This is a genomic window from Sporocytophaga myxococcoides (assembly GCF_000775915.1).
Classification (GTDB): domain Bacteria; phylum Bacteroidota; class Bacteroidia; order Cytophagales; family Cytophagaceae; genus Sporocytophaga; species Sporocytophaga myxococcoides_A.
Window position 1 is genome coordinate 280,851 of record NZ_BBLT01000008.1, and the last position, 11,561, is coordinate 292,411.

General features: G+C 34.5%; 7 protein-coding genes. 5 read left to right on the forward strand and 2 right to left on the reverse strand.

Annotated elements, in window-relative coordinates; all coding sequences use genetic code 11:
* The first annotated feature begins 132 nt into the window (after positions 1 to 132).
* A complete protein-coding gene (locus tag MYP_RS18615; RefSeq protein ID WP_045466787.1) occupies positions 133 to 1,212 on the forward strand; it encodes a hypothetical protein in 1,080 nt (359 codons plus the stop codon).
* A gap of 235 nt (positions 1,213 to 1,447) precedes the next feature.
* Here MYP_RS18615 and MYP_RS18620 read toward each other — a convergent pair whose 3' ends face one another.
* Complete coding sequence (locus tag MYP_RS18620; protein WP_045466792.1) at positions 1,448 to 1,993, reverse strand: DinB family protein; 546 nt, start codon at positions 1,991 to 1,993, stop codon at positions 1,448 to 1,450.
* A gap of 422 nt (positions 1,994 to 2,415) precedes the next feature.
* On the opposite strand from MYP_RS18620, the gene MYP_RS18625 reads away from it, so the two are divergent.
* Entirely contained in the window at positions 2,416 to 4,851 is a 2,436-nt protein-coding gene (locus tag MYP_RS18625) for a T9SS type A sorting domain-containing protein (protein WP_045466794.1), read from the forward strand.
* A gap of 317 nt (positions 4,852 to 5,168) precedes the next feature.
* Here the strand turns inward: MYP_RS18625 and MYP_RS18630 are convergent, their stop codons facing one another.
* Entirely contained in the window at positions 5,169 to 5,804 is a 636-nt protein-coding gene (locus tag MYP_RS18630; protein ID WP_045466797.1) for a fibronectin type III domain-containing protein, read from the reverse strand.
* A gap of 334 nt (positions 5,805 to 6,138) precedes the next feature.
* Here MYP_RS18630 and MYP_RS18635 point away from each other — a divergent pair, with 334 nt between their 5' ends.
* From MYP_RS18635 to MYP_RS26805, 3 genes are all read left to right on the forward strand, one after another.
* The gene (locus MYP_RS18635; RefSeq protein ID WP_045466801.1) at positions 6,139 to 6,345 is read left to right on the forward strand and encodes a hypothetical protein; all 207 of its coding nucleotides are present in this window, start codon (positions 6,139 to 6,141) and stop codon (positions 6,343 to 6,345) included.
* Positions 6,346 to 6,616: 271 nt separating this feature from the next.
* Positions 6,617 to 10,978 (forward strand): type II CRISPR RNA-guided endonuclease Cas9, encoded by a 4,362-nt coding sequence (cas9, locus tag MYP_RS18640; protein ID WP_045466803.1) that lies wholly within the window; start codon positions 6,617 to 6,619, stop codon positions 10,976 to 10,978.
* Between the two features lie 184 nt (positions 10,979 to 11,162).
* Positions 11,163 to 11,297, forward strand: a complete 135-nt coding sequence (locus MYP_RS26805) for a hypothetical protein (RefSeq protein ID WP_262506803.1) — start codon at positions 11,163 to 11,165, stop codon at positions 11,295 to 11,297.
* Positions 11,298 to 11,561 lie beyond the last annotated feature (264 nt).

Genomic DNA, 11,561 nt, shown 5'->3' on the forward strand with positions numbered 1-11,561 from the left:
AATCAGAGAAAATAAGTGAGTTTCAGGTTTTTGTAAATCAGGTACTGTTACTTGTGTTTGACCTTAAATTGTTTTAATGAAAATTTAATAGAAAATATAGTATATTAGTAGGCTTCGACAGCTTAATATTCAATGTTTTCTAAAGCTCATTATCCTGATATTTTAATGCCGGAAGATCTGGATCTGTACCTGGCTGATGGTTGGTTTCGCTGGGGGCAATCCATATTTACCACAAGTTTTCTGAGTTTTAACAGTCAGTTTTACAGGGCTATATGGCTTAGAGTTGTTCTTTCGGATTTTAATGATGATAAGACTTATAAAAAGCTTTCCAGGTTAAATAATTCTTTTAGGGTGGAGGTACAGAAAGCATCAATCACACCTGAAAAAGAAGAACTTTTTCAATTATATAAAAAAGGAATTACGTTTAAGGTCTCAGAGTCCCTTGAAGCTCTTCTTTTCGGAACTGATCAAAAAAGAATCTACGATACTCATGAAGTATGTATATATGATAATGAAAAACTCATAGCCTGCGGTTTTTTTGATATGGGAAAAGATAGCGCTGCAGGTATCAACAGTTTTTATAATCATGAATACAAGAAGTATAGTCCGGGAAAATATATTATTTACAGTAAAATGATGTATTGTAAGAATTTAGGATTGCAATACTTTTATCCTGGATATTTTGCACCGGGATATTCGGCATTTAACTACAAACTGGATATCGGAAGAACTGCATTGGAATATCTTGATACTGCCAGTGAACAATGGCTTCATATCAATACTTTTGATTCTGTTACAGGATCTGTAAGTGAGATGAGAGAAAAACTATCCAATCTGGCAGAACATCTTAATGCTGCGGATATAGATGCAAGACTACTCACATACAGATATTTTGATGCAAACCTTGTGGCAGACTTTAACGGATACAATTTGTTTGATTATCCTATGTTCATTTATTGTCTTGAGTTTGTTCCTGAAATAATCAATCCTGTTATTGTTTATGATTTCCGGGATCAGCATTATCATTTGATCCGAAATATGAGTGTGGGAATGGCTGATAAAATAGAAGATCATTCTACAGAATATTCAGCTCATTTGATGAAACCAAGGCAAGTAATTTTCTCTTCCGATAATCCTGAGATGATGGCCAACATGATTGCATCAGCATTCAGAAGAGATGTTAAAGCTGAAAGCACAAAGCTTAAAGCTTAAAGTCTAAAGCTGAAAGCACAAAGCTTAAAGTGAACTGCAATTTCAATCATCAACTAACCTTATACTCGACTTCACCCTAAATCTCTCCTGAAGAGAGAAATTTTGGATGAGGTCGAGTAGTATATCCTTTTTAATTCAGGTATTTTTATCGTCGACGGTTCCCTTCTCCTTTAGGAGAATGGTTAGGGATGAGGTTCATCGGATTTGATACGGGTGTTAAATATCTAAACATATTTTATTCTTCCAGCCCTGTAGCGATCAGAAGATGGGCATAGTGATGTTTTACATGCCACGCAGCCATTGCAATGGCTTGTTTCTGGTTTAGTGTGATCTTGCGGAAAGGATGATAATAGGATAACTCAAGTTGCTCAGGAGTTAAGGATCTTATTAAAAAAGCAAAGCGTTTAGCTATGCCTTCAAACATCAACAGGGAATCGTCAATAGGTGAGTTCATGTTATCTCGGGTGTGAGCCCATGCATCTATATTGATCAATGTGATTTCCTTATAGTCATTTTCAGTAATTGCTTTCTTCATTCTGAAATAATGCACTAATTGAATATCAGCCACGTGATTATATAATTGATGAACATTCCAGGAGCCTTCACGATACGTTTTGGCCAGGTCTGAAGGTGAAAGGCGTTTAGCCAGTTCACGATACTTAGAAGGCGCTTCTTCAATTGTTTTTACTAATGCATCCAGCTCTGCAGTACTCAGGTCTGAAGGTGAAACAAATGGACCTATTGGAAATTTAAGTTTGGATAGTTCGGTTTCGGGTATCATGATGATTTATTGTATTAGTATTAATTGTCAATTTTAAGTCTTTTTGGGATTCTTCCAAATTTCCTTTGTGAAAAATTGAAGGAGATCAAGCTGATAATGGTTTTTCCACCTGGCTGTATTTACTTTTCTATTGATGTCCGGTTTATCCTTACTGAAGTCAATTTGAAGTAAAATAAAATGCCAATTGGATTGCATAAGGAAAAATTTTTTTCAAAAAACTAAACAATTTTTATTCTGATTGGTTATGCTTCCCGGTCAGAACAATTAGTGGTTTTGATAAACGTTTTCAATCGTCGGAGAAATAAAAGTTTTTTAAGTATTTAATCGATTTTCTACTCAAGATTAAATTTCAGGCAGTATGTATTTTTTCTAAATAAGGACTAATTAATCAATATATTTCTAAATTTTTAACCTCAAACACTATGAAAAAAAGAAGATGGTGGTGTCAATTGTTATTGACAGGTCTTATTTCTTTTGGCTCTGTTTCAGTTAAAGCAGATTCAAACGTACCATGTGGCAGTGGAACTTCTCAGACAATAGTTCTCGGAACAAATTGCCAGAATTGTTCGGTATTACAACCCTCACTTGCGGTGGATGATGATACCAATTCATTCTCGACCATAAAGCTGGCGCCGGATATCCATTATGGGTATGTTGCTCAAAGAATCAAGTTCTCGTCGGCAGGCAGTAAGAAGGATCAGATAAAAATCAAATTGTCATTTTCTGATCCGGTTTACGATCGTAATTTAATTTCAAATATTTTTATCTCAACAGTGGTGGGCAACAACATCAATACAGAGAGGGTAAATTTCAATGACAATGATGTGAAACTGTTCTGGTCTTCTCTCCAGGATGTCATAGTTATTTTTAATCCTGATGAAAACTTTCAAGGTGTTGAAGTTTACCTTAAAGCAGAAAATAACAATAAGGTCAGAACAGTTCACCTGCATTATGCTACAGTACTGCTTGCTGCACCTGTAGTTCAAAAAGAACAAGTGACAACCTGCCAGGGCCAACCTGCAGTATTACATGCTACAAAACCTGTGGGAGCAACTTTTAAGTGGTATAGTCAGAAGAGCGGAGGCCTGCCGGTCTATACAGGAGCTGACTTTACAACTCCTGCTATCACTTCTGAAACCACTTACTATGTTGAAGCAGTATACAATGGTTGTTCAACATCCAAAAGAACTCCTGTTATTATTAAAACAACTCCTTTACCTGAAAAGCCGACGGTAAGTAATAGTATGATCTGTAGTGGACAATCTGCAACGCTTGTTGCTTCTGTTTATCAGCCTTCTATTCTTAACTGGTATGATCAGGCTTCAGGTGGAAATGTAATTGCAAGCGGCACATCATTTTCGACTCCTCCTCTTTATACTTCTACAATCTATTATGTAGAAGCTTCCAAAAGCGGATGTGTTTCAGGCAGGGTTCCGGCACAAGTGAACATTCAAAAGAAAATATCTAAAGTTTGGGACAACACAGTTTCAAATACCATCAATAATATTACACGTTCCAATGACAGTGCATATATCCTTGCAGGATATATCTATGCTTCAGGAAATACTTATTTTAGGAAAACAAAAACAGACCTTGCGGGAAACGTCATATCTACCGAACAAACCTTCCTTCGTAATGGACCTATTACGAACTTCATAACACAGAATCTTTCGGATAAAGGTTACATCTTTGCCGGCACCCAAAATATTCCATATAATTTACTTGTATATAAAATAGATCAATCAGGAAATATTTCCTGGTCTCTGGATATACCGGCCAATGGCCATCAAAATGGTATTTCCTCTGTCATAGAAAACAATGATGGTACATTACTGCTGGCTGGATATACATCCAATACTAATGGAAAACAGTTTGATTTCTGGATTCTGAAAGTAGACTACAACGGAAATATTCTTTGGACCAAAACCTATGGTGGACCAAAAGAAGAGATATTAATATCTGCAATTGCTGTTCCGGATGGTGGTTATGCATTAGGTGGGTATGCTATTGGTGACACTTCTCAGCGTGCATGGTTGGTAAGAATAAATGATTCCGGGGATATACTTTGGGATAAAATATATAGTAAATCATATATGGATCAGATCCAAAGCCTCATCTTAACACCGGAAGAAGGTTTTCTTCTTTATGCGATGGATTATGAGCACACAGACCATTGGATTATCAAAACAGATTCTTTGGGCAATGTAATATGGAATAAAATCTATGGCGGGAGTAATTTTGACTATCCTGTTACTGTCATACCAGCTTATGGTGGAGGTTATATAGCCGGAGGATATACAAGATCATCGAATGGAGACATCTCAGATGGTAATAATGGAGATGATGACCTATGGATATACAAGATTGACGATGCTGGTAATAAAATATGGGATATCACTCTTGGTGGAAGCAGCTCTGATCGTCTGAGTTCATTATTTAACAATAATGATGGAAGTTATCTTCTGGGGGCATATTCTTTTTCTGGTCCTAACGATGGAGATGTAACACATGGTCCAGGGGACTGGCTTGTAAAAATAGTAGAGTCCAATGGCAATTGTGCAGCAAGAGAAGCAAAGGAAAACGTAGCAGAAGTAAATACAGTTTCCTATAAAACTACTGCATATCCAAATCCATTTAACTCTAATATAAATCTTGATATTACTGCTAATGAAGCTGGAAATTTACACTTGCAACTCTTTTCTATTGAAGGTATACTGCTAAAGGATATTCAACAATATGTTGGTTCAGGACAAGGAACAGTTTCTTTAAAAACTGACGAAATGCCAGCTGGAACCTATATTGTAAAGATGATGCTGAATAACCAGGTTGTTACTGAAAAACTAATCAAAAATAATTAACCAGATCATTACTCCCAGTCTATGTATGTCAGATTGGGAGTTCTTTTTATTCAATCCAAACTTTGTCATATTGAGCATGCGAAATATCTGAGCTTTCCCAAAGGAAGAAGTTTTTCTATCTGACAGATCCTTGATTGAAATTGCAAATTTATTTTATGATTATCAGATCCCTTCGCGGGCTCAGGATAAACAAAGGAAAATTATACACTCATTCCAGCCACTCAGGTTCTTCTAACTTAAAATACTCAGGAAATTTTGTGCCGGATTAAGCAACTTTCTATAAAATAGATTATGAGCAGAGATCCGGCACATACTGATTAAATGACATATTTAGTTGCCGGATCACTCCAGGCACTTTGACCTGCTGATGCCACTGCAGCCACTTTAAACCAATATTTTTTCCCGCTTTCCAGATTCTTTATAGTAGCCTTTGACTTGGTAGAGATAGTAGCAACACTCCAGCTATCATCTTTGCTCAGGTCTGTTGTAAGCTGTACAACATAACTCTTCGCACCTTTTACAGATTCCCAGGAGAGTTCTATTTCCTTTTCATTGGCCGCTACAGCCTGTAATTTTTCCGGTGCTGAAGGAATTCCTGTAGGAGTTTTGGGGGCATGTACTCTCATTCCCGCTTGCTTAATTGTTATTTCATCTCCCTTTGCAGTGCTTTCTACATAAGCTGCCAATTGATTCAGAACAGCATCAAGCTCTGAAGATTTATCATCTAAAATACTGAGCTTAGTTGAAACAGTTTGTCGCGCTAGCTTTACATCTGTATGTGCTTTTTCCAGTTCGCCAATAGCAGTACTCACTGAGTTCAGCGATGGAATGGGGGAAGGGAAAAGTTCATTTTCTGTAAGTGCTTGTACAATCTGTCTTGAGAGAATAAGTTTTTCTTCTACCGAAGAACCTCTAAGGTTAAGCTTAACCTTGGCTTTTTTGGTTGTGGACATAGCTGATATGTTTTAGTTGTTAAAAAAATGATGGGACAAAAGTTTATATATCGCTAAACAAATGCAAGAATTTTCTTAAAAATATTTTTTTGGCATGTGTTTATCTATCAGGTTATTTTATGATTTTTTATAGATAAAAACAGTCTCTACTCTTATATAATAAAAAATAGAAATTAAGTAAGAATTAAAAATGTCTGTGTCCAATCCAATTTCATTATAATTATCTCAATCATCTGTCCGGAATTTTAAAAAAGGTTTACAAATATTCCTTAGGACAAATCATCATATTCAAATTCATTAACAGAAAAAAGAAATTACAAGCTTGCCAAATGAAATGACAGGTTTGCAAATTGAAATTACAAGCTTTCAAAATGGAATTACAAGTCTGCAAAACGAAAATACAAGTCTGAAAAATGGAATTACAAATCTGCAAACTGAAATTACAAGCTTGCAGAATAAATTTACAAGACAGGAAAATAAAATTCCCAATCAGGAAATTGATATCTCTTCATTGAAATTATTTTATTCTCTAGTGAGGTGATATGTGTATATGTGGTAGTACTGGTAATCCTGTGTGGAATTTGTTTTGATCGCAGTAACTTTAAATCTTTTAAGAGGCGGGAGTAAAATGGATGGCCATATGTGAATGGGGAATAAAAAAAGCCCCGTATTGTAAGACGAGGCGGCTTATATGTTTTCACAACGGAATAATCCTTATTGTGATTTGCTTTCACTAGCAAATATATATAAATTTAATTTTATTCAAACAATTTTCGCTGGTTAGATAGGACATTTTTAAAAACTTAATTATAATGAAAACAGTTCTTGGTCTTGATTTAGGTACAAACTCTATTGGTTGGGCATTGATTCAACATGATTTTGATAGTAAAAAAGGTGAAATACTTGGAATGGGTAGCCGGATAATTCCAATGAGTCAGGATATTTTAGGTGAATTTGGAAAGGGAAATTCTGTTTCTCAAACAGCTGACAGGACTAAATTCAGGAGTGCAAGAAGGCTCCGGGAACGTCATCTTTTAAGACGAGAGCGTTTACATCGCGTTTTAAATATCCTTGGTTTTCTTCCTCGTCATTATGCCGCTGATATTGATTTTGAAAAACGATTAGGGCAATTTTTTGAAGGAAAAGAACCTAAACTAGCTTATGACAACAATCAGTTCATTTTTACAAAATCCTTTGGAAAAATGCTGGCTGATTTTCGTCAGCATCAGCCTGATTTTTTAAAGGATGAAAAAAGTAATGATTTATTAATACCTTATGATTGGTCTATTTATTATTTGCGTAAAGAAGCTTTAACAAAAAAAATAGAGAAGGAAGAGCTTGCATGGATAATTCTCAATTTTAATCAGAAGCGTGGATACTACCAATTACGGGGAGAGGAGGAAGAGGAGAATTTAAACAAGTTGGTAGAGTTTCATTCTTTAAAGATTATAGATGTAGTTGCGGATGAAAAACTTAATAATAAAGGTGAGACATGGTATTCGCTTCTTCTTGAAAATGGATGGACATACAGACGTTCAAGTAAGGTTCCATTATTTGATTGGAAAGAGAAAGTCAGAGATTTTATTGTTACTACTGATATAAATGATGACGGGTCTGTAAAAACAGATAAAGAGGGAAATGAAAAAAGAAGCTTCAGAGCGCCCAGTGATGATGATTGGACTTTACTGAAAAAGAAAACGGAACAGGATATCGACAAGTCAAGGAAACCAATTGGGGCTTATATTTATGATGCAATACTTAAAAACCCCAAGCAAAAAATAAATGGTAAGCTTGTACGTACAGTTGAACGTAAATTCTATAAGGAAGAGCTTAAACTGATTCTACAGAAGCAAAAGGAATTTCATCCTGAATTGCAGAGTACAGATTTGTATAATGAATGTATTCGGGAGTTGTATAAAAATAATGATGCACATCAATTACAGTTAAATAAAAAAGATTTTGTTCATCTATTTTTGGAAGATATTATTTTTTATCAGCGTCCGCTTCGAAGTCAGAAATCTTCTGTTGGTAATTGTCCTTTAGAATTCAGAAAATTTAAAGATAGTGAGGGGATTGAGAAGGTAGAATATTTGAAGACAATTCCTAAGTCCAATCCATATTTTCAGGAGTTCCGCATTTGGCAGTGGATGTATAATCTTTCAATATACAAGAAGGATGATGATGAAAATGTTACCCGTGATTTTCTGAAAACTATAGAAGATTGGGAGGATCTATTCGAATTTCTTAATCATCGAAAAGATATTGAGCAAGAGACATTGTTGAAGTTTTTGTTAGGAAAGAATGGGGTAAAAGGAAAGGCTCTTAAAGTAGAAGCAGGGAAATTTCGTTGGAATTATGTATCAGATAAGATTTATCCATGTAATGAGACCAAAGCTCTTATTATTTCTAAGCTTGAAAAAGTAAAAGGTGTAGAGGAGAAATTTTTGACAGAAGAGATAGAGTATAAGCTTTGGCATCTTATTTATTCTGTAACAGATAAAGTTGAGTATGAAAAGGCTCTAAAGGCTTTTGCTGGTAAACAAAAGTTGGATTTGGTTTCCTTTGTAGATTCATTTAAAAGGTTTCCACCATTTAAAAATGAGTATGGTGCTTATTCTGAGAAAGCAATTAAAAAGATTCTGCCCTTATTACGGACGGGAAAATCTTGGAATTGGATGGCTATTGATAGCAAAGTAAGGGATAGAATCAATAAAATAATTACTGGAGAATTTGATGAAGAAATAAAGAATAAAGTTCGTGAGAAGGCGGAAAAGCATAGTTTAAAGAAGGAAAACGATTTTCAAGGCTTACCATTATGGTTGGCGCAATATGTAGTATATGGAAGACATTCAGAAGCAAGTTTTTCAGGTAAATGGAACTCCGTTGATGATTTAAAAAAGTATCTCGAAGAATTTAAGCAACATTCATTGAGAAACCCGATAGTAGAACAAGTATTGACGGAGACTTTACGGGTTGTTGCTGATATTTGGCAATTTTATGGAAAGGGAGAAAAAGATTTCTTTAGTGAGATTCATATTGAACTCGGAAGAGAAATGAAAAATACAGCTGAAGACCGTAAAGAAATGAGTGCCATAATACAGGCGAACGAAACAACTAACCTTAGAATAAAAGCTCTATTAAATGAACTGTTGCAAGACAAGAAGGTGGAAAATGTAAGACCTTATTCTCCTTCTCAACAGGAAATTTTAAAGATATATGAAGATGGCGTTTTAAGTTCTGATATTGAAATTCCAGATGATATTCAGAAAATCAGTAAAGCAGCCCAACCAACGAAATCAGAACTTCAGAGATATAAGTTATGGCTTGAGCAAAAATATCGATCTCCATACACTGGAGCAATGATTCCATTGGGCAAGTTGTTTACATCTGAATATGAAATTGAACATATCATTCCTCAGAGTCTTTATTTTGACGATAGTTTTAGTAATAAAGTAATTTGTGAGTCGGCCGTCAATAAACTTAAAGATAGTAGGTTGGGAATGGAATTTATAAAAGAATGCCATGGGATGGTTGTGGAAACAGGCTTTGGTAAGTCGGTTACTGTTTTTGAGGAAGAAACTTATAGAGATTTTGTGGTTCAAAATTATAGTAAGAATCATTCCAAAAAAAGTAAGCTTCTTTTGGAAGAAATTCCTGAGAAGATGATCGAAAGGCAGATGAATGACACTCGTTATATAAGTAAGTTTATATCATCTGTATTATCTAATATAGTGCGTGAGGAGGTCAATGATGATGGAGTTAACTCAAAAAATATTGTTCCGGGTAATGGTAAAATTACAACACAGTTAAAACAGGACTGGGGTTTAAATGATATTTGGAATGAATTGATTTTACCACGCTTTGAACGTTTGAATGTTTTGACTGATTCAAAACATTTTACAGCTTGGAGTGAAAATCATCAGAGGCTATTGCCAACTGTACCGATAGGGCTTTCTAAAGGATTTTCCAAGAAAAGAATTGATCATAGACATCATGCTTTGGATGCCTTGGTTATAGCCTGTGCCTCCAGAAATCATATCAATTTTTTGAACAATGCACATGCAATAGATAAAAAGAAAAATTCGGAGGAAAAACAAAAATTTAGACATGATTTAAAAGCGATTCTTTGTGATAAAAAGTATAGTGATAAATCCGAAAAGAATTACAGGTGGATATTCAAGAAACCTTGGGATAATTTTACTATTGATTCAAAAAACGCTTTGGATAAAATTATTGTAAGCTTTAAACAAAATCTTCGAATTATCAATAAGGCAACAAACCGTTATGAAAAATGGGTAGATAGAGATGGGATAAAAGTAAAAGAATGGCATAAGCAAGAAGGAATAAACTGGGCTACTAGAAAGCCTTTGCATAAGGATACAGTTTCAGGTAAAGTTGATTTAAAAAGGGTAACAGTTCCAGAAGGAAAGATATTGACCGCTACCAGGAAAAGCTTAGATACATCGTTTGACTTGAAGGTCATTGAATCTATTACAGATACCGGTATTCAAAAAATTCTAAAAAATTATCTTACTAGTAAATCAAATAATCCGGAGCTCGCATTTTCTTCGGAGGGTGTTGAGGATATGAATAAGAATATCAGAAAATATAATGATGGAAAATTGCATCAACCTATATATAAAGTTAGAATATTTGAGTTGGGGAGTAAATTTCCATTGGGACAATTTGGTAATAAAAAGTTTAAGTATGTAGAAACAGCAAAAGGGACTAATCTTTTCTTTGCTGTATATGAAGATGAAAATAAAAATAGGAATTATGAAACGATTCCTTTAAATGTAGTTATTGAAAGGCAAAAACAAGGACTCTCTTCTGTGCCAATAAAAAGTGAAAAAGGGCATAAATTGTTATTCTATTTGTCCCCAAATGATATAGTCTATGTTCCTGGTAGTAATGAAGAATTCAGTATAGATAGGCTTTATAGATTTACAGATTCCAGCGATAAGACTGCTAATTTTATACCACTTAGTGTTTCAAGTTTAATTTTTAGCTCAAATAAAAATGAGCAAAAAAAAATAGGGATTAGCTATCCAATTCAAGATGAGTTTGGTCTAGGAAGTCCACAGTCAAAAAATCAAAAGTCGATCGACGGAATAATGATTAAAGAGAAATGTGTAAAAGTGAATATAGACAGGCTTGGTAGGGTGTCATTTTGATATGATATTGTAAGTAATTCGGGGAAGAACTATTATTATTTGGAATAATCCACTATGCTAATCCATTTACTGATTTTTTAGAAGTCTTAAAGTCTTTTCTAATATTAGGAAGAGGCTCAATGTTGATTTATAGTCTTTTATATCTATATACAATATGGATGCTAATTGTATATATCATCTTAAAATGAAAGAAATTGATGAATTAGATTTTATTGAAAATAATGAAGAGCTAAGAGTTATTCCTAATTATCCAGGTTATATCACAAGACAAAGAAAGAAGAACACCTGTTGTGATTTGCTTTCAAACAACGATCTTTGAATTATCGGAAACAACTCATCTAAAGATGTAATCAACCGCTCTACTGTTGTGATTTGCTTTCAAACAACGATCTTTGAATTATCGGAAACAACCCACAAAAAATTAAATTGAAATAGAGATCGTTGTGATTTGCTTTCAAACAACGATCTTTGAATTATCGGAAACAACTACGGAAAGTACACAGATGGTCAGGAAGTGTTGTGATTTGCTTTCAAACAACGATCTTTGAATTATCGGAAACAACAGTTCGTTCTCTTGCAATAT

Excerpts from the sequence above, each read along its gene's own strand:
- MYP_RS18615 (WP_045466787.1), top strand. The coding sequence starts at position 133 with ATGTTTTCTAAAGCTCATTATCCTGATATTTTAATGCCGGAAGATCTG.
- cas9 (WP_045466803.1), top strand. The coding sequence starts at position 6,617 with ATGAAAACAGTTCTTGGTCTTGATTTAGGTACAAACTCTATTGGTTGG.
- MYP_RS26805 (WP_262506803.1), top strand. The coding sequence starts at position 11,163 with ATGAAAGAAATTGATGAATTAGATTTTATTGAAAATAATGAAGAGCTA.
- MYP_RS18620 (WP_045466792.1), bottom strand. The coding sequence starts at position 1,993 with ATGATACCCGAAACCGAACTATCCAAACTTAAATTTCCAATAGGTCCA.
- MYP_RS18625 (WP_045466794.1), top strand. The coding sequence starts at position 2,416 with ATGAAAAAAAGAAGATGGTGGTGTCAATTGTTATTGACAGGTCTTATT.
- MYP_RS18635 (WP_045466801.1), top strand. The coding sequence starts at position 6,139 with ATGACAGGTTTGCAAATTGAAATTACAAGCTTTCAAAATGGAATTACA.
- MYP_RS18630 (WP_045466797.1), bottom strand. The coding sequence starts at position 5,804 with ATGTCCACAACCAAAAAAGCCAAGGTTAAGCTTAACCTTAGAGGTTCT.